This is a genomic window from Cohnella sp. (genome assembly GCF_041641335.1).
Classification (GTDB): Bacteria; Bacillota; Bacilli; order Paenibacillales; family Paenibacillaceae; genus Cohnella.
In genome coordinates this window covers 14,275-39,770 of sequence record NZ_JBEPYQ010000002.1, presented here as the reverse complement: position 1 = coordinate 39,770, position 25,496 = coordinate 14,275, and the positions used below count along the sequence as shown (strand labels likewise).

Genomic DNA, 25,496 nt, shown 5'->3' with positions numbered 1-25,496 from the left:
TTAAGCGCCGCGCAGCGCGAGACCGGAAGGCCGGGTTGCAGCGGGTTTAAATAAAGTTGGGGTAGATCTGAGGAGGTAATTTCCATGTCTGAAGAAATCAACGTTCAGGAAACTGCGGCAGAGCCGGTGGCGGATACCGTCAGCCAGGACGCACTGGAAAATGTCGTAACCTTGAAGAAAGGGGACACCGTGAAAGGTACGGTGGTCAAAATCGACGACAACCAAGCGTACGTTAGCCTTGGATATAAATACGACGGCGTTATTCCGTTGCGCGAGCTTTCCTCCGTGAACATCGACAATGCTGCCGAGGCGGTGCAGATCGGCCAAGAGGTCGAAGCGAAAATCGTCAGCATCAACGATGCCAAAGAATCGCTCGTGCTGTCCAAGCGCCAAGCGGACGCTCCGCGCGCATGGGATGAGCTGCAAGCGAAGTCCGACAACGGCGAAGCTTTCGAAGTCGTCATTACCGACGTCGTCAAAGGCGGCCTCGTTGCCGACGTAGGCGTACGCGGATTTATTCCGGCTTCCATGGTGGAGCGTCATTTCGTAGAAGACTTCAGCTCGTACAAGGGCCGCACGATCAAAGTCAAGGTCAAAGAAATCGACCGCGAGAACAACAAGGTCATTCTGTCCGCCAAAGACGTGCTGGAAGCCGAATACGAAGAGAAGAAACAGCAAATCATGAGCAGCCTCGAGCCGGGCCAAGTGCTGGAAGGCAAAGTGCAGCGCCTGACTCCGTTCGGCGCGTTCGTGGACATCGGCGGCATCGACGGCCTTGTTCACGTATCCGAGATCGCATGGCAGCATGTTGCTCATCCTGCGGATGTCGTATCCGAAGGCCAGGATGTTAAGGTGAAGGTGTTGAAGGTCGATCCGTCGATCGGCAAAATCTCCTTGAGCATCAAAGCCGCTCAACCGGGTCCGTGGGAATCGGCCGTTGGCCAATTCAACATCGGCGACATCGTCACCGGCGTTGTCAAGCGTCTGGTCAGCTTCGGCGCATTCGTCGAGATCGCTCCGGGCGTCGAAGGTCTCGTTCACATTTCGCAAATCGCGCATCGCCATATCGCGACGCCTCACGAAGTGCTGAAGGAAGGTCAAGAAGTTCAAGCTAAAGTGCTGGACTTCAACCCTGCCGAGAAGCGCGTTTCCCTCTCTATCAAAGAGACGGAAGAAGCGCCGGCTCGTCCGGAACGCGAAGCTCGCGCACCGCGCGCGCCGCGCGAAGAGTCGAACCTGCCTCCTGCGGAAAGCATGAGCTTTAACCTTGGAGAGCGCTTCGGCGACAAGCTGAGCAAATTCAAGTAATCGTCATCGTTTTATCGGAGGAGCCGTCCCATTGCGGGATGGCTCCTCTTTGCGTTGTAGGCGGGGCGGAAGGCGCGGAAGACCGAACGGGTCATGCAAGGGATGTTTTACTGTCCGTAAGGCGCATACTACAGACTGGAGGTGGAGAGATGTCGCCACTGTACGGCGCCGCATTTCTGTGGCTGGTCGCTGCGATATTGTGGTGGAGCGGCTGGAGGGAAGAGACGACGGAAGATTTGCCCGGCTGGGCGGCAGGCTTGTTCCTGGCGGTATGGCCTTTGGCGTGGCTTGGAAAAGTTACAATCACCGACGATATATCGGTGAACGGGGCGTGGGTATGGACGCTGTTTTCCGTCATGCTGGCAGGCGCGCTCATGCCGGCGGCCAGAAGATGGACGTCCGCGTCCGGGGGGCTGCTGGTCGGATCGGTCGCGATATTGGCCGGGCGACTGATCTTTATCCCTTCCGGCTTCGAGCCGGACGGAGCGTCGTGGGCGATCGCGGCGCTGATCGGCTGGCTGGCCGGTCTGCTGCTCCGCTCCGCGTCCGAACAGGCGGTAGCGGTATCGGTCTGCCTGGTCTTGAATGAAGTCGCTCACGCTGTTCTGCGGGCTCAGGCGGATGCGCTTCCGGCCGGCGCCCCGGATGAGGGGCTTCAGGCGTGGTGGATCGCCATTCTCTGCGCCAGGCTGTGGACGACGTTCGCGAAGGCGGCGGGCGAACAGGGGAGGAAATGGGCGGTCAGATCGGGCGGGGGAAGAGGAGGACAAAGATCATGATGCTGGACTGGCTGCATTCTCATAAAGAGCTGACCGCGGTCGCGATGGGGACGGCCTTCGGGATGGTCGCCCGAATCGCCATGCTGCGCAGCGATTACCGGCAGTACCCGGCGTATCCGCACGGCAAAATCATCCATCTGGCGCTCGGACTGATCGCAGGCGCGCTAGGAGCCGTCGCCGTTCCGGCGTTATTCAATAAAGACTACACGGCGATTACCTTTCTGTCTCTTGCGGCCCAGCAGTTCCGCGAAGTCCGCAATATGGAACGCAACACGCTGACGGCGGTCGACGATCTGGAGCTTGTCCCGCGAGGAGCGGCGTATATCGAAGGAATTGCCGTCGTGTTCGAAGGGCGCAATTACTTGGCGATCGTCACCGCGCTGCTGACCAGTCTGTTCGCCCAGTGGATTCACTGGTGGGCGGGGCTGGCGGCGGGCGTTCTCTCTTTGGTGTTCTCGCACTTGTTCATGAGAGGGAAGAAAATATCCCATATCGCCTCGGTGGAGGCGGCGCCGATCAAGCTGGACGGACCGAACCTGTACGTCGGGGATATCTATATGATGAACGTCGGCCTGGACGAGAACAGGGAAATTATTCGCGAGCAGGGGATGGGCTTTATCCTGACGCCCAGGAGCGACGACGCCCGGGTGACGATCGCCAATCTCGGTCAGCGCCAGGCGATTCTGCACGACGTGTCGACCCGGCTCGGCGTGTACCGCGACGACGGCGATCCGGGACTGCTCCCGATCGCCAAGCTCGGCTTGCGCACGGGACAGTTGGGACTGCTCGTGCTGCCTCGGGAGAAGGACGCGGACAAAGCCTACGAGGCGGTAAGCGGCGTGCCGCTGCTGGAAGCGGCCGTGCGCAAGCCGACGAAGGCGAACCGCAAGAGCTTGGAGGAGGCGGAATCCAATGGCTAGAATCGTAGGCATCGTGACGACCAGACGCGAGGAGGTCGGAGGCGGCGCTCCGATCTTATACGCCGAGGACAGAGAACAATTGCAGAAGGTGGCTCATCTGTTGGAGAAGATTTTGGACTGCGCGGCCCACACGATCAACGAAGACTTGTTCATTATCGTAGAGCGGAAATAGCTCGAAAATGGCAATATCCGTTAGCCAAGCCGCCCGATTTTTGGTATGATGAAATTTGCGATTGTTTCAGATACCGACGCCCATGCAAGAGGACGGCCGGATCTATTGAGGAGTGGAAACCAACATGGCAAGACCGATTATTGCGATCGTAGGACGGCCTAACGTCGGCAAATCTACGATTTTTAACCGGATCATCGGCGACAGACTGGCGATCGTCGAAGACAAGCCGGGCGTCACGAGAGACCGTCTGTACGGGACGGGCGAATGGAACGGGCGTTCCTTCAACATTATCGACACCGGAGGCATCGAGATCGACGGCGAGGACAGCTTGTTGCGTTCCGTGAGAATGCAGGCGGAGCTCGCCATCGAGGAAGCCGACGTCATTATATTCATGGTCGACGCCAAGGCCGGGGTCACCAACGCGGACGAAGAAGTGGCGCAGATGCTGTTCCGCTCGCGCAAGCCGATCGTGCTTGGCGTGAACAAGGTCGATAACCTGCAGCGCATGGACGATATTTACGAGTTCTACTCGCTCGGCTTCGGAGATCCGCTGCCGCTGTCCGGCTCGCACGGGACGGGGATCGGGGATTTGCTCGACGCGGCGGTGAGCAAGCTTCCCGTTAAGGAAGACCAGGAATACAACGACGACGTCATCAAGGTGGCGCTGATCGGTCGACCCAACGTCGGCAAGTCGTCGCTCGTGAACGCGATTCTCGGAGAAGAGCGCGTCATCGTCAGCAACATCGCCGGCACGACGCGCGACGCGATCGATACTCCGTTCGAGAAGGACGGCCAGAAATACGTGCTGATCGATACGGCCGGCATGCGCAAGCGCGGCAAAGTGTACGAATCGACGGAGAAATACAGCGTCATGCGGGCGATGCAGGCGATCGAGCGCGCGGACGTCGTGCTGGTCGTCATCAACGGGGAAGAAGGCATCATCGAGCAGGACAAACATATTGCAGGCTACGCGCACGAGAACGGCAAAGCCGCCATTTTCGTCGTGAACAAGTGGGACGTCGTCGAGAAGGACGACAAGACGATGCAGCACTTTACGAACTCGATCCGCGAGCAGTTTCTGTTCATGACTTACGCCCCCGTCGTATTTCTGTCCGCGCTCACGAAGCAGCGTCTGACGAAGCTGTTCCCCGTCATCAATCACGTGGCCGAGCAGCATGCGCTTCGCGTGCCGACGAACGTGCTGAACGACATTTTGAGCGACGCGATCGCGATCAACCCTCCTCCGACGGACAAAGGACGCAGGCTGCGCATCAACTACGCGACGCAGATCGCCGTCAAACCGCCGACGATGCTCATATTCGTCAACGACCCCGAATTGATGCATTTCTCTTATGAGCGTTATTTGGAGAACAAGATTCGGGCGGCATTCGCGTTCGAGGGCACGCCGCTGAGGCTGTTCACCCGCAAGAAGTCCGATCAAGAATAGGGGAGACCGTACGTGTTAAACACGATTATCGCGATTATCGTCAGTTATTTGCTCGGCTCGATCTCATTCAGCATTCTCGCCGCCCGTTGGCTAAAGAAGATCGATATCCGGGAGCACGGCAGCGGCAACGCGGGAGCGACGAACACCTTGCGCGTGCTGGGCAAGGGGCCGGCCATCGCCGTCTTCCTGCTGGACATCGCCAAAGGCTCGGCGGGCGTGCTCATCGGCCTGTGGCTCGGGGAAGGGAATGCGGCCGTGGAAGTCGCATGCGGCTTGGCCGCGATCGGGGGCCACAACTGGCCGATCTACTTCCGGTTCAAGGGCGGCAAAGGGATCGCCACGACGATCGGCGCATTGGTCGTATGGGCGTTCCTTCCGACGCTGATCGCCGGCATCGCCGCCATTCTCGTCATCGCGCTGACCCGGTACGTATCGCTCGGCTCGATGATTTTCGCCGTATTGCTTCCGATCTTCGTTTTTCTGTTCGACAAGGATCCGGCGTTCCTGTGGGGCGCGCTCGTTGTAGCCGTGCTGGCGATCGTCCGGCACCGCAAAAATATCGTGAAGCTGATCAACGGCACGGAAAATAAACTCGGCAGCGGCAAAAAGGGTGAACCTCATGGCGCTTAAGAAAGTGGCCGTCCTAGTGGCGGGAAGCTGGGGAACGGCGCTCGCTCGCGTACTCGCGGACAATGGACACCGCGTCCTGCTCTGGACGCGCAATCCGGCGCAAGCCGACGAAATCAACCGGCTGCGCCGCAACGAGAAGTTTCTTCCCGGCGCGGAAATTCCGGAGGGCATCGCGGCTACGACCGATATGGCGGAAGCCGTTCAAGACGCGGAGGCGGTTCTGTTCGTGTCCCCGTCTTCAGCGATGCGCGACGTCGCCCGGCAGGCGGCGGGTTACATACGTGAAGACGCGCTTGTTATCCATGCGACCAAAGGCTTCGAAACCGACAGCTTAAAACGGATGTCCACCGTGCTGTCGGAGGAGCTGGGCCGTTCCGAGCAGCATATCGTCGTCCTGTCGGGACCAAGCCACGCGGAAGAAGTCATTCGGCGGAACCCGACGACAATCGTCGTTGCGGCCAAGGAGATCGCCTGTGCGGAGGCGGCCCAGGATTTGTTCATGAACAGCTCGTATTTCCGCGTCTATACGAATCCGGACAGCGTCGGGGTCGAGACGGCCGGAGCGATCAAAAACATCATCGCGTTGGGAGCGGGGCTGTCGGACGGACTCGGCTATGGCGACAACGCCAAAGCGGCGCTGATAACGCGGGGCTTGGCGGAGATCGCCAGGCTGGGTGAAGCGATGGGAGCCAATACGCTTACGTTCGCGGGGCTCGCCGGCGTCGGGGACTTGATCGTTACCTGCACGAGTCAGCACAGCCGCAACTGGCGGGCGGGCTCGATGCTCGCTCAGGGATTGCCCCTGGACGAAGTGCTCGAGCGGATGGGGATGGTCGTCGAGGGCGTCCGGACGACGAAATCGGCGCACGTGCTCGCCCGTCGCCACGGCGTCGAAATGCCGATCACGGACCAGTTGTACGCCGTGCTGTTCGAAGGCCGGCCTCCGGGACAGGCGGTGGAAGCGCTGATGGGGCGCGTGAAGACGCACGAGATCGAAGAGGTCGCTTCGGAAGTCCGCCGCGGCCGCACGTTGGGTTAAGGTCCGCAAGGAAATGCGAATCGCCCACACCTTCTCGTTTTTCTCCTCATAGGATGCAGTGCAAATACCCGGAGGAGGGGAAGCATGGACAAATTTCCGAAGGATCTGCTTGGCGCGGTCAACAAGAAAGCCGGCAAAAACATTTCCGAGAAATCGATCAAAAAAATCGCGGGCGGCGTGACGCCCGGCACGATGCAGAGCGACGCGCAGATGAAGCAGTTGATCAAGCAAGTGTCCGCGATGGCGAACATTCCGGTGTCCGACGAGACGGTCAAGGAGATCATCAGCACCGTGAGGAAAAGCGGGATGAACCTGAACAGCCTGGAGTCGCTCGTCAAAATGATGATCAAGAAGTAACTTGCCCGCGTGTCGCCGCTTGCCGAAGCTGGCGCGCGCGGGTTTTCTTTCGACTTCGGAGGCTCGTCTTTTGTCATCTTTCGTGTCGAATGGTATAATATAAAGCATTTGAGCGGATTGGGAGAGGGAGGCGACAAATGATGGTTCTTATGCTTCAAGCCTATGCGGCGGCCAAACTGGATCCGATGAGCAAGATGTGGATGTCGTTCGTCGGAATCGGACTGATGGTCATCGCGGCTCTTATTATTACATACGCCCGCAACAAGACGAAGGGCTGGGTCCGTCTGGTGCTTACGCTCATCGCGGTCGTCGTGCTGATCTACGGCATGATCTGCGGTCTAATTTCTATTATATAGCGCTTATAATTGAAACGGGGTCGGCTAGCATGATTACTTTAACGGGACGAACCCTCACGAAATCCGTCGAAACGCAAATCGGCAAAAGCTTGCTCAAGATCGCCCAGGAATCGTCCGTAGACTGGCAATTCAATTGCTCCAGGGGCACTTGCGCGAGATGCCGCTGCATCGTGCAGGAGGGAGCGGAGCTGCTCTCGGAGTCGAGCGACGCGGAGTGGGACCGGCTCGGTCCGGATGAACTGGACGCGGGTTACCGGCTCGGATGCCAGGCGATCGTCGAACGGGAAGGCGTTATTAAAGCCGTTAACAAAACGTATTTCTAAGTCAGAATGGAAGTGGCCGTTATGGAGAGCGATGTTCCGATAGACGCCTTGGCCGAGCTGGCCTCGGCGCTTGGAAGCGGGGAAGTCCGCTACGTGGTCGGAGGCAGCACGGGGCTGGCGCTTCGGGGGGCGGACCTGGGACGGCCGCCTCGGGATCTCGACATTTACGTCGACGAACAGGACGTCGGGCTTGCCCATCGTCTGCTCGCCGCTTACGAATTGGACGTTCCGGAGAACAGCGTGACGGACCGATACCGTTCCACGCTGTCGCATTACCGGATAGCGGGGGCGATGGTCGAGCTGGTCGGCGGATTTCGTGTGTCCGCGAAGGAATCGGTGTATATGACGGAAGTGAGAGAGATTCTATACCCGGCATGCGACCGGATCGAGATGGGCGCTATCGCTCTGCCGGTCGTTCCGCTCGGACACGAGCTGATCTTTAATTTGCTTCGGGAGCGGCCGGATCGGGCGGAGCTCGCGGGCAAGCTGATTGCCGCGGAACCGGGCAGGCATCTGCCGAAGCTGCGGACGCTTCTGGAACGGAACCGGCTGGCTCCGCACGTGGCCGAACAGGCGCTCCGGCTTGCGGAAGCGTCCGCTTCGGGGGAGGAAGGGCCGTGACCCGGCGGCATGAAGTCGCGTTCGAGCCTGACGGGCGGAGCGCATCCGTCCGGCCGGGATCGACGCTGCTGGAAGCTTCGCGCCGGGCCGGCGTCTCGATTCGCACGCGCTGCGGAGGAGTGGCCGGCTGTCTGATGTGCAAGGTGAACGTGTCGGCCGAGCAGGCGGCCTCCTTGAGCCCGCCGACGCAGGCCGAGATTCGCAAGCTGGGCTCGCTGCTGTCCGAGGGCGTTCGACTGTCGTGCCAGGCGCGAGCGCAGGGAGACGTCACTGTAACCGTGCCCGAAGACCCGCTTAAGGCGGCGATTCGCAAGAAGCTGGCGGAACAGCAGCAGGAGGACGATTGGTGGAGTTAGAGGGAATACAGGGGGCTGACCAATGAAAGTTCGTTTTTGGCAAACATCCGGATTGGCGGTTGCGGCGCTGCTGCTCGTCGCTCTGACGGGGTGTCTCTATCCGGAGGACCGAACGCCGCGCAACGACGCGACAGCCAGAGAGGCGGTGCTGACGGTCCAGGACGCCGTCGACCGCTATCGGGAACAGACCGGCGTGCTGCCGATCCAGAACGCGGACGAGACGGTGCCGCTCTACGAGAAATACAAAGTCGATCTCGGCAAGCTTAAGAGAATGGGTTTTATCGGCCATATTCCTTCCGCGGCTTTCGAGAACGGTGGCCATTATCAGTTTCTGGTCGTCGACGAGGAGACGAAGCCTCTCGTCAGGCTGCTCGACGTGACCGCGTTCCAGGCGGTGGACGGCGTGCAGAAGAAGATGGATCAATATCGCTCGTCGCGGGGCAATCGCCTTGCCGCGGGAGACGAGATGTATCCCGGGTTTCGCTCGGTCGATTTTGCCAAGCTGGGCATGAAGGATCCGGGAGTTCGCAGCATGTTTTCGAATCAGACGCTGAACTGGCTCGTGGACGAACATGGGAAAGTGTATGCGGACTACGGCATCGACATTGCGACGGCGGCGAAGAAGACGGGGACGGAACCGGCTCCGAACGAAGATCTCCGGCGCGTCTTGATCGAAGAATCCTATTACGTGCCCGTGCGTTCTCCGGAATACCGCTGGATCGACGGAGATCCTCAAGCTATCGTTCCGTGAGGAACATCTTAATTTGATAAAAAGATGAAGAGAGATGACATACGTGTCTCTCTTTTTTCATATGCTCATGAGGGAAACAAAGGAGTACCCGGCAGGCGAGGGCTTGCCGGCAAACATTTTGTGCGGGCGGCGTCATATTCGTGGCAATCGCACATACAATGTTACCAGTCCAAGTTCGTGTACGAGTTCCGCCCTGACGGCGGGTCACGAAAGTTTCGCGATTACGATGGGAGGGAATCTCAGTGGAAAAAGTGGACATTTTCAAGGATATCGCCGAACGCACCGGCGGCGATATCTACCTCGGGGTCGTGGGTGCCGTCCGCACGGGCAAATCGACCTTTATCAAACGGTTTATGGAAACCGTTGTTTTACCTAATATCGCCTCGGAGGCCGATCGAGTCAGAGCGATCGACGAGCTGCCGCAGAGCGCGGCGGGCCGCACGATCATGACGACCGAGCCGAAGTTCGTGCCGAACAACGCGGTGCAGCTTAAGGTGGCCGAGGGGCTCGAAGTGAACGTGCGCCTGGTCGATTGCGTGGGCTATACGGTCGACGGAGCCAAAGGCTTCGAAGACGAAGGCGGACCGCGCATGATTACGACGCCTTGGTTCGAAGATCCGATTCCTTTCCAGGAAGCGGCCGAGATCGGCACGCGCAAGGTCATCCAGGAGCACTCGACGCTGGGCGTCGTCGTGACGACGGACGGCACGATCGCGGAAATTCCGCGCAGCGCTTACGTGGACGCCGAAGAACGGGTCGTCAACGAGCTGAAGGAAGTCGGCAAGCCTTTCGTACTGATCGTCAACTCCGCTCGGCCGAAGAGCGAAGAAGCGCAGGCGCTTCGCGGCGAGCTGGCGGCTAAATACGATATTCCGGTCATGACGGTCAGCGCCGCTACGATGGGCGAAGAGGACGTCATGGGCGTGCTGCGCGAAGTGCTGTACGAGTTCCCCGTACACGAGGTCAACGTCAACCTGCCGAGCTGGGTCATGGTGCTGAACGAGGGCCACTGGCTGCGTTCCGCTTACGAGAACTCGGTGCGGGAGACGGTCAAGGACATCCGGCGCCTGCGGGACGTCGAGCGCGTCGTCTCTCAGTTCATGGAGTACGACTTCGTCGCCAGGGCGGGCCTCAGCGGCATGAACATGGGCCAAGGGGTTGCCGAGATCGACCTGTACGCTCCCGACGAGCTGTACGACAAAATCCTGATGGAAGTCGTCGGCACGGAAATTCGCGGCAAGGACCACCTGCTGCAGCTCATGCAGGAGTTCTCCCACGCGAAGCGGGAATACGACCGTTTCTCGGAAGCGCTCGAGATGGTCAAGACGACCGGCTACGGCATCGCCGCTCCTTCTCTTGCCGAGATGGTGCTCGACGAGCCGGAGCTCATCCGCCAAGGCTCGCGCTTCGGCGTCCGGCTGAAAGCGACCGCGCCTTCGATTCACATGATCCGCGTCGACGTCGAATCCGAATTCGCGCCGATCATCGGCACGGAGAAGCAGAGCGAGGAGCTCGTGCGCTACCTGATGCAGGATTTCGAGAACGATCCGATCAAGATTTGGGAATCCGATATTTTCGGACGCTCGCTGCATTCGATCGTCCGCGAAGGCATCCAGGGCAAAATCGCGATGATGCCCGACAATGCCCGCTACAAGCTGCAGGAGACGCTCGGCCGCATCATCAACGAAGGCTCGGGCGGGTTGATCGCCATCATTCTGTAAGCTGCTTAATACGCTTCGCTTAAAGCGCCGAATCGCCATTCGTGGCCGATTCGGCGTTTTTATTTTATCTCCGGGTTCCATCATAGGAAATGTAAGCGCAAAACTATTGTCAATTAAAAGAAGATATAAACTCGGATATTGTCAATTGGCGAGAATTCTCCTAGAATGGTGTGATGGATTCGGCAGAGACGATAGATAGAGAGAGTACGGTTTCTTGCATTATTATTCAAAAGCCGATTGACATACTCGGATTAACTGTTTATAGTAATTCTATCATCCATAGCAAGATATGAAATGGGAGGCCACAGAGAGATGAAACAACGGAAATCCAAACTGTCCTGGATCGCGCTCGCGCTGACGCTCGTATTGGTGCTGGCGGCCTGCGGCAAAAAAGAAGAAAACAACGCGGGCAGCTCCTCACCGGCATCGCCTTCGGCATCCGCAGCTGCTTCCGAATCGGCATCCGCCGAACCGTCCCAGGACGCAAGCATCGAAGCGCTTAAAGGCAAGAGAATCGCGCTCGTCATGCGTTTCAACACCGGCACGTTCTCCGCTCAATACGTGGACGGCGTGAAGAAGCAAGTCGCGAAGTTCGGCGGCGAAGTGACCGTCCTCGCTTCCGAGAACGATCTGGCGAAGATGGCGGCCAACCTGGATTCCGCCGTTAACCAGAAGTTCGACGGCATCCTGGTCGACCACGGCGACGCCGCGGCTCTGACGAACGGACTGAACAAGGCGAAGGAAGCGGGCATTCCGATCGTCGCGTTCGACTCCGGCCTGAACGACTTCGAAGGCATTACGAACCTGGCGCAGAACGACCAGCTGCTGGCCGAGTACACGCTGGAGAAGCTGGCCGAAGAAGCCGGCGGCAAGGGCAACATCGTCAAAGTATGGGTAGCCGGTTTCCCTCCGATGGAGAGCCGTCAAATCTCCTACAAAGCGTTCACCGAGAAATATCCGGACATCAAGGAAATCGCCGCGTTCGGCGATGCCAGCAACCCGCAGCTCGACACGCAGAACAGAATGGAAGCCGTTCTGAAGCAGTACCCGAACAAAGGCGACATCACCGCGGTATGGGCGTCCTGGGACGAATTCGCCAAAGGCGCGTCCAACGCGATCAAGCAAGCCGGCCGCGACGAGATCAAAGTGTACGGCATCGACCTTAGCGACGAGGACTTGAAAATCATTCAAGATCCGACGAGTCCGTGGGTCGCGTCCGCGGCGGTCGATCCGACTTCGATCGGCACGGTGCAAGTGCGGTACCTGTACCAGAAGTTCCACGGCGACACGACGGACGCCGTCGTGCAGCTGGAGCCGGTATTCGTGCACCGCGACTCTCTTCCTACGGATAAAGTCATCACGACGGACGAGCTTTCGCAATACGTCGAAGGCTGGGGAAGCAGCGATCTGGGCAACACGGATTACTTGAGGGCGCTGGAGCAAGCCGTAGGCGCGCAATAATTCAGCAAACGAAGGCTACGCAAGGCACGGCGCGGGAACATTCCGCGCCGTTTCCTGCTGTCCATGCGATATTCACATCTCTTCGGGAAAGGGGCAGGGTTCCGATGGCGGCGGTCGAACAAGCTTCCGTGCTGAACATGAAAAACATCTCGAAGTCGTTCGCGGGCGTTCAGGCGCTCAAGAACGTGGACTTCAACGTTCGCGGCGGAGAGATTCACGCTTTGCTCGGCGCCAACGGCGCGGGCAAGAGCACATTGATGAAAATATTGTCGGGAGCTTACGAGACCGACGAGGGCGCGATCGAGGTCGCAGGAGGCTCGCACGTATTTCGGTCTCCCGCCGAATCGAAGAAGGCCGGCATCCACTGCGTCTACCAGGAGGTAGACACCTCGCTGGTCGCCCATCTGAGCGTGTCCGAGAACATCTTTCTCGACCGGCTGGCGACGTCGGGGACGGAAGCCTGGCTTCGTTGGGGCAAGCTGCACGACGAGGCTGCCAGGGTGCTGGAGCGCATCGGACTGACGCTGTCTCCGCGGACGCTCGTGCGGGATTTGACCTTGTCGGAGAAGCAGCTTGTGCTGATCGCGAGGCTGTTCGCCGAGAACGCCAAATTCGTCATTCTGGACGAGCCGACCGCGCCGCTCAGCCTCGAGGAGACGGAGAAGCTGTTCGGGATCATGCAGGGGCTTAAAGCGGCGGGCATCGGCGTCATATTCATCTCGCACCGATTGCCGGAAGTGTTCCGGATTTGCGATCGCATAACCGTCATGAGGGACGGCGAACGCGTGCTGACCGAAGACAGGGAAAATATCGACGCCGCAGGCGTCGTGAGGGCGATGCTCGGCAGAAGCTTCGAGGAGGAGTATCCGAAGCTGGAGACGAAGCTCGGAGAGCCGGTGCTGCAGGTGAGGGGACTCGAATCGGGGCGTAGGGTGCGAGGAGTCGACCTCGACGTAAGGCGAGGGGAAATCGTAGCCGTCGTCGGCCTTGTCGGGGCCGGGAAGACGGAATTGTCCCGCGTCCTGTTCGGCGCCGATCAAGCCGATAAGGGAACGGTGACCGTAGGCGGCAAGCCGGCCGATCTACGCTCGCCCGCCGAGGCGGTTCGGTCCGGCGTCGCCCTCGTGCCCGAGGAGCGGCGCAAGGAAGGCATTCTCGTTCGCGAGTCCGTCCTGCACAACCTGAGCGTGCCGCTGCTCAAGTCGATCAGCAGGCTCGGCTTCTTGTCCCGGAAGTTCGAGCGCGGCTATGCGGACAAGCAGATTGCCGATCTGGGCATCAAGACGCCTTCGGTCTCGCAAATAACGGCCTTCTTGAGCGGCGGCAACCAGCAGAAGGTCGCGATCGGCAAGTGGATCGGAACCGAGGCCGACGTCTATCTGTTCGACGAACCGACCAAAGGCGTCGACGTCGGAGCCAAGAGCGATATTTTCCGGATTATCGGGAAGCTCGCGCAAGAAGGCAAGGGCATTCTGTACTTGACTTGCGAATTCGCCGAAGCGCTCGGCCTGGCGGACCGGATTCTCGTCATGTGCGACGGGGCGATTGTAAAATCATTCAACCGCGGCGAAGCTACGCAAGAAGATCTCTTGTACTATGCGAGTGCGGGACGGGAGGAATTAGCGTGAAAAATCGCCTGCTGCCGTTTACGTTCAAATACGGCGCGCTTATTTTCATCGGACTGGTCATTCTGTTTTTCTCGTTGACGAACGAATATTTCTTCACGTACAGCAACATTACCGACATTTTGCGCTCGATCTCGATCGTGACGTTCGTCGCGATCGGGGTGACGATCTCTCTGACCGTCGACGGCTTCGATCTGTCGGTCGGGGCCACCGTCTCGCTGTCGACCGTCATTACGGCCACGATGATGGTCTGGTATGAGATGCCGCTGGTCGTCGTGCTGGTCGTTCCGCTGCTCGTCGGCGCGCTCGTCGGCCTGCTGAACGCCTTGCTTATCGTCAAGATCCGCATTCCGGATCTGCTGGCGACGCTGGCGGTCATGTACATCGTCAACGGCATTCACAAGACATACACGAAAGGGTATTCGATCTACAGCAACATGCCGCTTCCGGACGGCTCGACCGCTCCCGGCGTCATGGACAAGTCGTTCCTGTGGATCGGCCAAGGCAAGCTGCTGGGCGTTCCGTTCCCCGTCATCCTGATGCTTCTTGCCGTTATCGGCGCGCACGTCTTCTTCAAGTACACGCGCTGGGGACGGCAAATGATCATCACCGGCGGCAACGAGGAGGCGGCGCGCCTCTCCGGCCTGAAGGTCAAGCGCGTTCGCGCCCTGGCCTACGTCGCCTCGGGCATCTTCGCGGCGATCGGCGGCATCCTGTTCGCCTCGCGGATCGGCTCCGGTCAGATCGATGCCGGCGCTCCGATGCTGATGGAGTCGGTGGCCGCCGTATTCGTCGGCTACTCGGTGTTCGCGGCAGGGCGTCCGAACATCGTCGGAACGTTCTTCGGAGCGGTGCTGATGGGGGTTCTCGTCAACGGTTTGACGATGATGAACGTTCAGTACTATACGAACGACATCATCAAAGGGGCCGTTCTCGTCCTGGCGCTTGCCGTCACCTTCATCCACCTCAATCGTCGAAAAGCAGGCCGATAAGCGGCCGAAATACGCGCCGCGCTTGAAACTTCGCGATAACGGAGTGTATAATTTCTGATGAAACGGATAAACAGATAACATGCCATCGTATCTAATCGGGGAGGTGAACGCATTGAATAAAACCGAATTGATTGCCAAAGTGGCGGAATTGGCCGACCTGTCCAAGAAAGACGCGACGCAAGCGGTAGACGCCGTGTTCGACGTCATTTCCGAAGCGCTGCAAAGCGGAGACAAAGTCCAACTCGTCGGATTTGGCAACTTCGAAGTTCGCGAACGTTCCGCACGCAAGGGCCGTAACCCGCAAACCGGAGTGGAAATCGAGATTCCGGCCGGGAAGATCCCCGCATTCAAGCCGGGCAAAGCCCTTAAAGATGGAATCAAGTAAGAGCTTCGCGGCTCGCAGACCTTCCGATGAGGCATTCATATGCCCATAAGAACGCCGAGACTATCTATCGCGATTTTCCTTCGGGAAGCTCCGGGAGATAGTCTTCGCTTTCTTATTGCGCGGCTCGATCGCCCTGTGCTATAATTCCTTTTGTGTCGCAAGATTGCTAGAACGGGACGTGGCGCAGCCTGGTAGCGCGCACCCTTGGGGTGGGTGAGGTCGAGAGTTCGAATCTCTCCGTTCCGACCATGACATAACGACAGACTGCTTTCTGCCCGAGCGTTCCGGGGGAAGGCAGTTTTTGTTTGACATTGCTCCGTCTTTTCCTTCATCATGAAACCATAAGGGGGCTGCGAACATGGATACGGAACAGGAATACATCGTCATTAAGGCCAAGGACAGCGGCGTGCAGGTCATCGGGCTGACGAGAGGACAGGATACGAAATTTCACCATACGGAGAAGCTGGACAAGGGAGAGGTGCTGATCGTCCAGTTCACCGACCATACTTCCGCCATGAAGATCAGGGGCAAGGCGACGATCCTGACGAAGCACGGAACCGTGGAGACGGATGCCTGAATAAGCGGTGGCGAGGCGCAGGCATAGCCTGCCCTTTTTATATGTACAATGGGTATGGAGGAGCCTCTCGCAGGAAGAGGTCGTTCCGACAGTCCAATCCGGACTCTCGGAACGCTCGCATAAGGGGGTAATCGCTATGCCTATCCGCCGCTATCTCTCGTGGGCCGCGCTTGCGTTGACGGGATTCGCCATTGTGCTGCTGCTCGGACAGCTTCCGGCAGCCGAGCGGAGCCTGAACCAACGCCTCTCGACGGTATCCGTCTTCGAGCCCGAGACGACCAAACGGCTGACGGACGACCGGCTCGTGGACGCGCTGTCGGCGATTAAGCTCGGCAATCGGCCGATCCGGGTCGGCTGGGATCATGGAATATTGGCGGTCGATCTGCTGGACCGCGAGCCGGGCGTTCTCCGCCGCGATATCGCGCTGCTGCTGGATTTCGCGTATTCGGACATGCGCAACGTCAAGCAGGTGCTCGTGCGGGTGTTCGAAGCGCGCGGAGAGCGCAAGGTGCTGCTGCTCGCGGCGGAAACCCGAAAATCCGATTGGACGGAAGACGAACTGGATAAGCTGAGGCTAGCGGCCGAGAAGCCGGACGCGGAGCTCGCGTGGCGTTCCGCCAACGTTCGTTGGACGGTTACGGCGGCCGGCAAGGGCCGGTTCGAAAATTTTGCAAATTCATGAACAAAGTCCTTGGCTTATGCGAGCTTTTCTAGGATATGTTATACTAGTTAGGATAAACGTCGTTAACGGTGTCCTGGCAGCTAGTTCGGAGGCGGAAGCAATGAGCAGATCACGTATTGACCAATTGGCCGGCAAGTACATGAACCACGATATGATTAGCCTGCATACGGAATTGCCTGATTTTCCGAATGGCAGGATTTCTTTGCTATACACCGTGTTAAGCCATCAGCCGCTCGCGGCTTCGCAGAAGGATTTGCTGTCGGTCGTCACGTCGCTCGTGCAGATGGGTCTGGATACCCACGACATGGTTGAGAACGCGACCGGGGCCGCCGCGGTCGGGACGCAGGGGATGCGGACCCAGCAGCTGCGCGTACTCGCCGGCGACTATTTCAGCAGCCGCTTTTACCACCTGCTGTCGCAAGCCGGACAGATCGAGACGATTCGCCGTCTGAGCGAAGCGGTCTGCGACATTAACCGGCTCAAGATGAGCTTCTACGGCAAAGCGAAACAGATGAAAATGAACGCGGAGGAATATCTCCATATCGGCGCCGAATTAAAGTCAGGGCTTTTCCTCTCTTTTACCGCCGTTATGAACGGAGTGCATGCCAAGCTGTGGCCGGACATCGTCAACCGGTTCAGCCGCTGCGAGCTGCTGCTCCAGGAGCTCGGCAAAGTGGAGAGAACGTCTTCGCTGCCGGGCAGTTGGGGCGTCTGGCACATTTTGCAGGAAGGCTCGGAAGAGGATCGGCGTTTGCTGGCCGACGGCAAGGAAGACGCCGGGCTGATTAAGACGCTGCTTCATAAATACGACGTGGCCGAGAAGCTGGGCGCGCGGCTGCGGCAATCCACCGCCCAATTGCAGTCGCTCATTCAGCGGCTTCAGTCGGACAAGTTGACGAAGGAGCTGCAGCCGCTGCTCGAGCCATTCCTGGCCGCGACCGGACAGCAGAGGGCAACCGCATTGAAGGAGCTGGGATAGGCACAATGATGGACGCGAAATCCAAAGAGCGGCACGTGCACGAGGTGTTCGAGCGCATCGCTCCTAAATACGACTTGATGAATGACATCATCAGCTTCAGAAGGCACAAAGCTTGGCGCCGGTTTACGATGCGCAAGATGGACATTCAGCCGGGGCAATCTTCCTTGGATTTGTGCTGCGGCACGTGCGATTGGACGATCGCGCTGGCCAAGGAGAGCCAAGGCGGCAAGACGGTCGGGCTGGACTTCAGCCGCAACATGCTGGACATCGGCCAGGCGAAGGTGGACAAGCTGGGCTACGGACAACAGATTACGCTCGTTCAAGGGAACGCGATGGAGCTGCCGTTCGAAGACAATTCCTTCGATTTCGTGACGATCGGCTTCGGCTTGCGCAACGTTCCGGACGTCGTCAAGACGCTGAAAGAAATGAAGCGAGTCGTCAAGCCCGGAGGCAAGATCGTTTGTTTGGACATGTCCAAGCCGACCTGGCAGCCGTTCAAGGGCATTTATTATTTTTATTTCGAGAAAGTAATGCCCTTATTCGGAAAATGGTTCGTCAAAAGCTACGAGCAATACCGGTGGCTGCCGGAATCGCTCGCGACTTTTCCCGATCTTCAGGCTCTCGCCGAGCTGTTCCGCGAAATCGGCATGCGCAACGTGAAGGCATATCCGTTCTTCGGAGGCGTAGCCGCGCTGCATATGGGAACGAAAGGGAATGAAATCGTATGATCGCCAAGTTGCGCGTTTTTCTGGAAATGATCAAGTTCGAACATACGCTGTTCGCGCTTCCTTTCGCTTACGTAGGGGCCATTCTCGGGGCGGTGACCGTCGAGAAGAGGCTGCCGGAATGGAGCGAATGCGGCTGGATTTTGCTGGCGATGATCGGAGCTCGCACGGCGGCGATGGGGTTGAACAGGCTGATCGACAAGGCGATCGACGCCCGCAATCCAAGAACGGCCAATCGGGCCATTCCGGCAGGACTGCTGCAATCCAAGGACGTTATACTGTACGTGATCCTATCGTTCGTGCTGCTGTTCTGGGCGTCCGCGCAATTGAACAGCCTCGCCGTTAAGCTGCTGCCGTTGGCCGTGTTCTTCCTTGTGATCTACTCTTATACGAAACGGTTCACGTGGACCTGCCATCTCGTTTTGGGTCTGACAATCGGGCTTGCGCCCCTCGGAGGCTGGGTGGCGGTGACGGGCGGCATCACTTGGGAAGCGATCGTCCTGTATGTGACTGTCGCGCTGTGGACGGCGGGCTTCGACGTGATCTACGCCTGTCAGGACGTGGAATTCGACCGCAAGGAAGGGCTGCACTCGATTCCGGCCCGCTTCGGCATCGCCAAGGCGCTCGGAATCGCCCGCAGCTTTCATGCGCTCACGGCCGCAGGGTTCGCCTTGCTGCTCGTGCTGACGGATTTGAGCTGGTGGTATTTCGCCGGAACGATCGTGGCCGCCGCGCTGCTGCTGTACGAGCACCGGCTCGTCAAGCCTAACGATCTCAGCAAGCTGAACGCGGCCTTCTTCACGATGAACGGCATTCTGAGCGCCGTTATTTTCGTCTTTACGTTCATCGACCTGGTGGTGGTTCGATCGTGGTAAGCGGGGGCAACAGCGGTTCCGCCAAACGGTGGGTTGTCGGTATTACCGGAGCCAGCGGAGCGATATATGGAGTGACTTTGTGCCGGCAATTGTTAAATGCCGGTTTTCATCTGCATCTGGTCGTATCCGACGCAGGATGGCGCGTTCTGAAAGAAGAACTAGGTTGGAACGTTACGAATCGGTTAGAATGTATGAATAAAGCGTTCGATTCCGCGCTGGCGGAAGGACGAATGACGTATCATCCGCTCGGCGACATCGGGGCGAGCATCGCCAGCGGTTCGTTCCGTTGCGAAGGGATGGCGATCGTGCCGTGCTCGATGGGTTCGCTGTCCGCGATCGCAAGCGGCGCGTCTACGAACTTGTTGACGCGAGCGGCCGACGTCATGCTGAAGGAAGGGCGTCCGCTGCTTCTGGTGCCGCGGGAGACGCCGCTGAGCGCTATTCACCTGGAAAACATGCTCAAGCTGTCGAGGCTCGGCGTGCGGATTATTCCGGCGATGCCCGCGTTCTACAACGGACCGCAGACGCTGGACGACGTTGTCGACTTCATCGTCGGCAAGACGATGGACGGCATGGGCATCGAACATAACTTATATCGAAGATGGGGCGACCCGAATGAATAAAACGAACTCGCGGCCGATTCGCCTCGGCCGCATCTCTTATACGAACGCTTGGCCGGTGTTTCATCATTTCGACCCGGCGCAGCTGCCGTTTCCGACGGAGATCCATTCGGAACTGCCCGCGGCGCTGAACCGCAAGCTGAGAGCGGGCGATATCGATATGGCGGCAATCTCCTCTTACGCATACGGAATTTCCGCCGATTCCTATTACCTGCTGCCCAATCTGTCGGTCAGCTCGTTCGGAAGAGTGCAGTCGATTCTGCTGTTTCTCAAATCGCCCCTGGAGCAAGTGCTGCACGGCAAAATCGCGTTAACGACCGCTTCGGCCACCTCGGTCAATTTGCTGAAAATCATCATGGAGAAATTTTACGGAGGCAAACCGACCTACGAGGACGCGGAGCCGGCGTTGGAACAGATGTTGGAAAACGCGGACGCCGCGCTGCTGATCGGAGACCATGCCATCCGGGCTTCCTGGAAGGATCACGGCTACCGGGTGCTGGATCTCGGGGAAGTGTGGAACGTCTGGACCGGCCAATGGATGACGTACGCGCTCTGGGCGGTGCATAAGGAAACGGCGCATCGCTATCCCGAAGCGATCCGCGAAATCTATGAAGGATTGATCGCGAGCAAGAGCAAGTCCTACGGGAACGTCGAACCGATCGTGAACAAGGCGCTCAGCCAGATCGGGGGAACGGCCGAGTACTGGAACGGCTACTTCGGCAATCTGTGCCACGATTTCGGCGAGGCGCAGAAGTCGGGACTCAAGCTTTATTTTCAATACGCCAAGGAACTCGGATTGATGGAAGGCGAGCCCGATATCGCGGAATTGCCGCTGCCCTATCTTCTAGATAACCTATCCAACCGCAGGTGAACTTATGAAATTAATGCAGCTCTACGCATCGTTGAAATCGGAATTGCAGGCGATCGAGGATCAGATGGCGCTTGCCGTCACCTCGGATCTGCCGATCTTGAGCGAGACGTCCCTTCATTTGCTGAAGGCGGGCGGCAAAAGAATCCGTCCCGTGCTCGTGCTGCTGGCGGGCAAATTCGGCGACTATTCGCTCGAGACGCTTAAGAAAGTCGCGGTGCCGCTTGAACTGATCCATATGGCGACGCTCGTCCACGACGACGTCATCGACGATGCCGACACCCGTCGGGGTCAGCTTACGGTCAAATCCAAGTGGGACAACCGGATCGCCATGTTTACCGGGGATTACATTTACGCCAAGGCGCTGACGGTCGTCACCGAGCTGGACAAGCCGCGCATTCACCAAATTTTGTCCGGCACGATCGTGCAAGTGTGCATCGGAGAGATGGAGCAGATTCGCGATTTTTTCAACGTCGATCAGAGCGTGCGCAATTACTTGCGAAGAATCCGGCGGAAAACGGCGCTCCTCATCGCGATCAGCTGTCAGCTGGGCGCGATCGCGACCGGAGCTCCGGCCAAAGTCAGCAACGCGCTGTACCGGTTCGGCTACAATCTGGGGATGAATTTTCAGATCATGGACGACCTGCTCGACCTGTGCGGAACCGAGAAAGCGATCGGCAAGCCGCCGGGCAGCGATCTGCGGCAGGGGAACATTACGCTGCCGGTGCTGTACGCCTTGCAGGAGGACGCGATTCGCGATCGTCTGCTCGGAGAAATCGAAGCGATCAAGGTCGCCGACGGGCGCTCGGATTCGACCGCCGCGGTTAAGCTGGTGCGCTCGAGCAAGGGGATCAAGGAAGCGGAACGGATGGCGGACCGCTATATCGCCAAGGCGCTGCAGGCGCTCGATTCGCTGCCGGACATTCCGGCGAGGCGGAATTTGACGGATATTGCGCGTTTTGTGGCGAAACGAAGCTACTAGAAGTTATGAACGGGCGTTTTTTATGGTAAAATAGAGAACAAGCAAGCAGGTTGATTCTGGAAAGGGGGAGAAACATGGAGAGAACATACTTGATGGTAAAGCCCGACGGCGTCCAGCGGGGACTGATCGGAGAGATCGTCGGCCGGTTCGAGCGCAAAGGGTTGAAGCTGGTCGGAGCGAAGCTGATGCAAGTGTCCGTCGAGCGTGCCGAACGCCATTACGCGGAACATAAGGGCAAAGATTTCTACGAGAAGCTGCTCCAGTTTATTACGTCCGGACCGGTGTTCGCGATGGTGTGGGAAGGGGACCAGGCGGTTGCGCTGTGCCGCGCGCTGATCGGCAAGACGAACGCGCTGGAAGCCGCTCCGGGCACGATTCGCAGCGATTATGCGATACATACGAATTTCAATTTGATTCATGGCGCGGACTCCCTGGCGAACGCCGAGCGGGAGATCGCCATTTTCTTCTCGGAAGACGAACTGGTGTCCTACGATAAGGCCATTCAGGTGTGGATATAAGGGAGAGAACAGAACGTCATGGGAGACATTCGTTCCATTCCGGGCGCGAGCTCGGGCTTTTCCGAGGATGAGGATTTTACGCGGTTTGTCGTGAATATCAAGAAACTCACCTCTATCGATCTATCCCAGTATAAGGAAAATCAAATGCGGCGACGGCTCACGACGCTGCGGATGAAATACGGGTACCGGTCGTTCGACGAGTATTTCGCGGCATTGACCGCGGAAGCGAGGCTGCGCAACGAATTTCTGGACAGGATGACGATCAACGTTTCCGAGTTTTGGCGCAATCCGAACCGGTGGCAGGTGCTTCGGGAGAAGTTTCTGCCGCAGATGCTGAATCAGTCCTCTCGGCTGAGCATCTGGAGCGCCGCTTGCTCGACGGGAGAAGAACCGTATACGCTGGCGATGATTATGGATTCGCTGGGGGCTCTCGACAGAACGTCGGTGCTCGCCACCGACATCGACGACGGCGTGCTGGCGAAAGCCAGGGAAGGCATCTACTTGGAGCGCTCGCTGCGGGACGTGCCGCCCGACTTCAAGTCGAAGTACTTCGTTCCGGAGGACGGCGCTTTCCGCATCGACGGCCGGCTGAAGAAGGCGATCAAGTTTCAGAAGCAGAATCTGCTGCTCGATTCGTTCGGGAGCCACTTCGACCTGATCGTCTGCCGGAACGTCATGATCTACTTTACCGAAGACGCCAAGCACATCCTGTACGGCAAATTCGCGCAGGCGCTCAAGCCCGGCGGACTGCTGTTCGTCGGCAGCACCGAGCAGATTTTCTCGCCCGGCCAGTACGGGCTGGAGACGGCGGACACTTTTTTCTACAGACGCGTGAATTAACGTATGTTAACTAGGCTCCCAACCGATAATAAGGCTAATCAGGCCAACGCGGAGGGTGTCTATGGACAAACGCAAAGTGATCGCGGCTTATCGGCGAGGATTGATATCCGTACAGGAATGCGCGCAAATATTGGGCCTGGATAACGTGGAGCTTCTCGGACATTTGAGGGACCCGGGAACGCCGAGAACGAAAGCCGGCAAGAAGCAGTCCGTCCGAACGTGACGGGCTCTTTTCTTGTCAAACGCTTTAACGCTGTACTATAATGATCAAAGATAGGCACGGCTTGCGTGGATAAAGGGAGGAACCGGAGTTGAGTTTACGTTATTTGACCGCGGGAGAGACGCATGGCCCGCAGCTTACCGCAATTATCGAAGGATTGCCGAGCAACCTGGAGCTGGATTTCGAACAGTTGAATTTTCAATTGCAGCGCCGTCAGAAAGGACACGGGCGCGGCCGCCGCATGCAGATCGAGACCGATACGGCTCAGATCGTGGGCGGAGTCAGGCACGGCCGCACGACCGGAGCGCCGGTGGCGGTTATCGTGGAAAATAAAGACTGGAAACATTGGACTTCCGTCATGAACGTCGAGCCGATCGAAGGCGGCGACGAGACGAAGCGCCGCGTTTTCCGTCCCCGTCCGGGACATGCCGACTTGAACGGAGGCTTGAAGTATAATTTGCGCGACTTGCGCAACGTGTTGGAGCGCTCCAGCGCGCGAGAGACGGCGGCCCGCGTCGCCGTAGGCGCGATCGCGCGCCAATTGCTCGGCCAATTCGGCATCAAGGTAGCCGGACATGTCGTTTCCATCGGGGGAATCGAAGCGGCCGCTCCGAATCTGCCGATCGACGAGCTGATCGCGGTGACGGAGGAATCGCCGGTTCGAGTCGTGGACAAAGACGCCGAGCAGAAAATGATCGAGCTGATCGACCAGATGAAGAAGGACGGCGATACGATCGGCGGTGTCGTCGAGTGCATCGTCAGCGGACTTCCCGTCGGACTCGGCAGCCACGTCCAATGGGACCGCAAGCTGGACGGACGCATCGCGCAAGCCGTCGTGTCGATCAACGCCTTCAAAGGCGTCGAGGTCGGCATCGGCTTCGAAGCGGCCCGCATTCCGGGCTCGCAAGTGCATGATGAGATTTTGTATTCGGAAGAGCAAGGCTTCTATAGAGGCTCCAACCGCGCCGGAGGATTCGAAGGCGGCATGACGACCGGGGAGCCGATCGTCGTGCGCGGCGTCATGAAGCCGATTCCGACGCTGTACAAGCCGTTGGCGAGCGTCGACATCGATACGAAGGAAGCGTTCACTGCGCAAGTCGAGCGTTCCGACGCCTGTGCCGTTCCTGCGGCTAGCGTCGTTATGGAGCACGTCGTCGCATGGGAAGTCGCCAAGGCGTTCCTGGAGAAGTTCGGCGGCGATTCGATCGAAGAAATCCAGGCGAATCTCGACAACTACTTGAAACAGGTAGAGGCGTACTAATGGCGGGCGGAACGAGAGAGCTCACCGTAGATCTCGGGGAACGTTCCTATCCGATCTATATCGGCACGGGATTGATCGCGGAATTGGGACGGAAATTTGCCGAGCGGGGATTTCCTGCGAAATCCCCGATTATGCTCGTCACCGACAGCGCGGTCGAAGGCTTGTACGCGGCCTCGGTCGAAGAGAGCCTGCGCGCGAGCGGCTATACGGTCGTTCGCGCCGTCGTGCCGTCCGGGGAATCTTCCAAGTCTCTGGAGATGCTGGATCTTCTCGTAGAGAAGGCGCTTCAGGCGGGATTGGACCGCAAATCGACGATCATCGCGCTTGGCGGAGGCGTCGTGGGCGATCTGGCGGGCTTCGTCGCGGCTTCCTATATGCGCGGCGTGAAGTTCGTGCAAATTCCGACGACGATCTTGGCGCACGACAGCAGCGTAGGCGGCAAAGTGGCGGTCAACCATCGGCTGGCCAAAAACATTATCGGCGCTTTCCATCAGCCGGAATTCGTGCTGTACGATCTGAATACGCTGGCGAGCCTGCCGATTCGGGAGGTGCGCGCCGGCTTGTCCGAAGTGATTAAGCACGGGCTGATCTGGAATGCGCAGTTTGTGGCCTGGTGCGACGACAATGCGGAGCGATTGCTGGCGCTGGAGCCGGACGCGCTCGGTTACGCCCTGTACGAAGGCTGCAAGGTGAAGTCGATCGTCGTCTCGCGCGACGAACGGGAGAACGACTTGCGCGCCATTCTGAACCTGGGGCACACGATCGGCCACGCGCTGGAAGCGGTCGCGGGTTACGGGGAGCTGCTGCACGGCGAAGCGATCGCAATCGGCATGGTCGGCTCGGCACGGCTGGCGGGGCGCTTCGGCTACTCCGCCGACATCGAGGAGACGACCGAGCGCATTTTCCGCAATTTCGGGCTTCCCGTCCGCATTCCGGACAGCTGCTCGACCGACGCGATCATGGGCGCGATTCTGCATGACAAGAAATTTTCCGAAGGCAATATGGTGTTCGTCGTGCCTACGGCTATCGGAAGCGTGGAAATTCGCCGCGACGTTCCTTCCGCATGGGTAACGGACATCGTGAACGGATTAAGAGAGGGGAAATAG

Annotated in this window: 31 protein-coding genes and 1 tRNA gene; all 32 read left to right on the top strand. The window is 58.6% G+C overall.

The features are described from left to right. Positions 1-84: 84 nt before the first annotated feature. The 32 genes from rpsA to aroB all read left to right on the top strand — a co-directional run bounded on the left by rpsA (position 85) and on the right by aroB (position 25,496). Positions 85-1,308 (top strand): 30S ribosomal protein S1, encoded by a 1,224-nt coding sequence (gene rpsA / locus ACESLM_RS00900; protein ID WP_372629102.1) that lies wholly within the window; start codon positions 85-87, stop codon positions 1,306-1,308. A gap of 149 nt (positions 1,309-1,457) precedes the next feature. Beyond that, the gene (locus ACESLM_RS00895; protein ID WP_372629100.1) at positions 1,458-2,087 is read left to right on the top strand and encodes a hypothetical protein; all 630 of its coding nucleotides are present in this window, start codon (positions 1,458-1,460) and stop codon (positions 2,085-2,087) included. Then, on the top strand, positions 2,087-3,007 hold the full coding sequence (locus ACESLM_RS00890) for a YIEGIA family protein (protein WP_372629265.1): 921 nt from the start codon (positions 2,087-2,089) through the stop codon (positions 3,005-3,007). The genes ACESLM_RS00895 and ACESLM_RS00890 overlap by 1 nt, the downstream gene beginning before the upstream one ends. Then, positions 3,000-3,179: a capping complex subunit for YIEGIA gene (locus ACESLM_RS00885; protein ID WP_372629098.1), complete on the top strand. Its 180-nt coding sequence runs from the start codon at positions 3,000-3,002 to the stop codon at positions 3,177-3,179. The genes ACESLM_RS00890 and ACESLM_RS00885 overlap by 8 nt, the downstream gene beginning before the upstream one ends. A 124-nt stretch (positions 3,180-3,303) precedes the next feature. Next, positions 3,304-4,626 (top strand): ribosome biogenesis GTPase Der, encoded by a 1,323-nt coding sequence (der, locus tag ACESLM_RS00880; RefSeq protein ID WP_094042766.1) that lies wholly within the window; start codon positions 3,304-3,306, stop codon positions 4,624-4,626. A 12-nt stretch (positions 4,627-4,638) separates the two neighbouring features. Continuing rightward, complete coding sequence (gene plsY, locus ACESLM_RS00875) at positions 4,639-5,256, top strand: glycerol-3-phosphate 1-O-acyltransferase PlsY (protein ID WP_372629096.1); 618 nt, start codon at positions 4,639-4,641, stop codon at positions 5,254-5,256. Further along, complete coding sequence (locus tag ACESLM_RS00870; RefSeq protein WP_372629094.1) at positions 5,246-6,295, top strand: NAD(P)H-dependent glycerol-3-phosphate dehydrogenase; 1,050 nt, start codon at positions 5,246-5,248, stop codon at positions 6,293-6,295. Before plsY ends, ACESLM_RS00870 begins: the two co-directional genes overlap by 11 nt. An 84-nt stretch (positions 6,296-6,379) precedes the next feature. Continuing rightward, entirely contained in the window at positions 6,380-6,652 is a 273-nt protein-coding gene (locus ACESLM_RS00865) for a stage VI sporulation protein F (protein WP_372629091.1), read from the top strand. A 137-nt stretch (positions 6,653-6,789) separates the two neighbouring features. Then, complete coding sequence (locus ACESLM_RS00860; RefSeq protein WP_233162428.1) at positions 6,790-7,008, top strand: DUF2768 family protein; 219 nt, start codon at positions 6,790-6,792, stop codon at positions 7,006-7,008. Between the two features lie 29 nt (positions 7,009-7,037). Continuing rightward, positions 7,038-7,331, top strand: a complete 294-nt coding sequence (locus ACESLM_RS00855) for a 2Fe-2S iron-sulfur cluster-binding protein (RefSeq protein WP_372629090.1) — start codon at positions 7,038-7,040, stop codon at positions 7,329-7,331. A gap of 21 nt (positions 7,332-7,352) precedes the next feature. After that, entirely contained in the window at positions 7,353-7,952 is a 600-nt protein-coding gene (locus tag ACESLM_RS00850; protein WP_372629088.1) for a nucleotidyltransferase family protein, read from the top strand. Next, positions 7,949-8,308, top strand: a complete 360-nt coding sequence (locus ACESLM_RS00845; protein ID WP_372629086.1) for a 2Fe-2S iron-sulfur cluster-binding protein — start codon at positions 7,949-7,951, stop codon at positions 8,306-8,308. The genes ACESLM_RS00850 and ACESLM_RS00845 overlap by 4 nt, the downstream gene beginning before the upstream one ends. A 22-nt stretch (positions 8,309-8,330) precedes the next feature. Next, entirely contained in the window at positions 8,331-9,059 is a 729-nt protein-coding gene (locus tag ACESLM_RS00840) for a hypothetical protein (protein WP_372629084.1), read from the top strand. Positions 9,060-9,301: 242 nt separating this feature from the next. Next, a complete protein-coding gene (gene spoIVA / locus ACESLM_RS00835) occupies positions 9,302-10,780 on the top strand; it encodes a stage IV sporulation protein A (protein ID WP_094042758.1) in 1,479 nt (492 codons plus the stop codon). 312 nt (positions 10,781-11,092) lie between these two features. After that, complete coding sequence (locus ACESLM_RS00830; protein ID WP_372629082.1) at positions 11,093-12,241, top strand: sugar ABC transporter substrate-binding protein; 1,149 nt, start codon at positions 11,093-11,095, stop codon at positions 12,239-12,241. Positions 12,242-12,345: 104 nt separating this feature from the next. Beyond that, positions 12,346-13,869, top strand: coding sequence for a sugar ABC transporter ATP-binding protein (locus ACESLM_RS00825; RefSeq protein ID WP_372629080.1), 1,524 nt, complete (start codon positions 12,346-12,348; stop codon positions 13,867-13,869). Further along, the gene (locus tag ACESLM_RS00820) at positions 13,866-14,858 is read left to right on the top strand and encodes an ABC transporter permease (protein ID WP_372629078.1); all 993 of its coding nucleotides are present in this window, start codon (positions 13,866-13,868) and stop codon (positions 14,856-14,858) included. Before ACESLM_RS00825 ends, ACESLM_RS00820 begins: the two co-directional genes overlap by 4 nt. A gap of 112 nt (positions 14,859-14,970) precedes the next feature. Next, positions 14,971-15,243 carry an HU family DNA-binding protein gene (locus tag ACESLM_RS00815; protein WP_094042755.1) on the top strand — a complete coding sequence of 91 codons (273 nt, stop codon included), beginning with the start codon at positions 14,971-14,973 and terminating at the stop codon, positions 15,241-15,243. Between the two features lie 172 nt (positions 15,244-15,415). Further along, positions 15,416-15,492: transfer RNA gene (locus ACESLM_RS00810), tRNA-Pro, on the top strand. Between the two features lie 109 nt (positions 15,493-15,601). After that, positions 15,602-15,820, top strand: a complete 219-nt coding sequence (mtrB, locus tag ACESLM_RS00805; protein WP_094042753.1) for a trp RNA-binding attenuation protein MtrB — start codon at positions 15,602-15,604, stop codon at positions 15,818-15,820. Positions 15,821-15,956: 136 nt separating this feature from the next. Next, entirely contained in the window at positions 15,957-16,502 is a 546-nt protein-coding gene (locus ACESLM_RS00800; RefSeq protein WP_372629076.1) for a hypothetical protein, read from the top strand. A 100-nt stretch (positions 16,503-16,602) separates the two neighbouring features. Further along, complete coding sequence (locus ACESLM_RS00795; RefSeq protein ID WP_372629074.1) at positions 16,603-17,481, top strand: heptaprenyl diphosphate synthase component 1; 879 nt, start codon at positions 16,603-16,605, stop codon at positions 17,479-17,481. A gap of 8 nt (positions 17,482-17,489) precedes the next feature. Beyond that, positions 17,490-18,209, top strand: a complete 720-nt coding sequence (locus ACESLM_RS00790; RefSeq protein ID WP_372629263.1) for a demethylmenaquinone methyltransferase — start codon at positions 17,490-17,492, stop codon at positions 18,207-18,209. Beyond that, positions 18,206-19,081 (top strand): UbiA-like polyprenyltransferase, encoded by an 876-nt coding sequence (locus ACESLM_RS00785; RefSeq protein WP_372629072.1) that lies wholly within the window; start codon positions 18,206-18,208, stop codon positions 19,079-19,081. Before ACESLM_RS00790 ends, ACESLM_RS00785 begins: the two co-directional genes overlap by 4 nt. Next, positions 19,075-19,704: a UbiX family flavin prenyltransferase gene (locus ACESLM_RS00780; RefSeq protein ID WP_372629069.1), complete on the top strand. Its 630-nt coding sequence runs from the start codon at positions 19,075-19,077 to the stop codon at positions 19,702-19,704. The genes ACESLM_RS00785 and ACESLM_RS00780 overlap by 7 nt, the downstream gene beginning before the upstream one ends. Further along, positions 19,697-20,572: a menaquinone biosynthetic enzyme MqnA/MqnD family protein gene (locus ACESLM_RS00775; protein WP_372629068.1), complete on the top strand. Its 876-nt coding sequence runs from the start codon at positions 19,697-19,699 to the stop codon at positions 20,570-20,572. Before ACESLM_RS00780 ends, ACESLM_RS00775 begins: the two co-directional genes overlap by 8 nt. A 4-nt stretch (positions 20,573-20,576) precedes the next feature. After that, positions 20,577-21,551 (top strand): heptaprenyl diphosphate synthase component II, encoded by a 975-nt coding sequence (gene hepT / locus ACESLM_RS00770; protein WP_372629066.1) that lies wholly within the window; start codon positions 20,577-20,579, stop codon positions 21,549-21,551. Positions 21,552-21,625: 74 nt separating this feature from the next. Beyond that, positions 21,626-22,069, top strand: a complete 444-nt coding sequence (gene ndk / locus ACESLM_RS00765; protein ID WP_094042746.1) for a nucleoside-diphosphate kinase — start codon at positions 21,626-21,628, stop codon at positions 22,067-22,069. Positions 22,070-22,087: 18 nt separating this feature from the next. Further along, complete coding sequence (locus tag ACESLM_RS00760; protein WP_372629064.1) at positions 22,088-22,909, top strand: CheR family methyltransferase; 822 nt, start codon at positions 22,088-22,090, stop codon at positions 22,907-22,909. A gap of 61 nt (positions 22,910-22,970) precedes the next feature. Then, on the top strand, positions 22,971-23,132 hold the full coding sequence (locus tag ACESLM_RS00755) for a hypothetical protein (RefSeq protein ID WP_198960605.1): 162 nt from the start codon (positions 22,971-22,973) through the stop codon (positions 23,130-23,132). Between the two features lie 88 nt (positions 23,133-23,220). Next, a complete protein-coding gene (gene aroC, locus ACESLM_RS00750) occupies positions 23,221-24,390 on the top strand; it encodes a chorismate synthase (RefSeq protein WP_372629063.1) in 1,170 nt (389 codons plus the stop codon). Next, positions 24,390-25,496, top strand: coding sequence for a 3-dehydroquinate synthase (gene aroB, locus ACESLM_RS00745; RefSeq protein WP_372629061.1), 1,107 nt, complete (start codon positions 24,390-24,392; stop codon positions 25,494-25,496). The genes aroC and aroB overlap by 1 nt, the downstream gene beginning before the upstream one ends.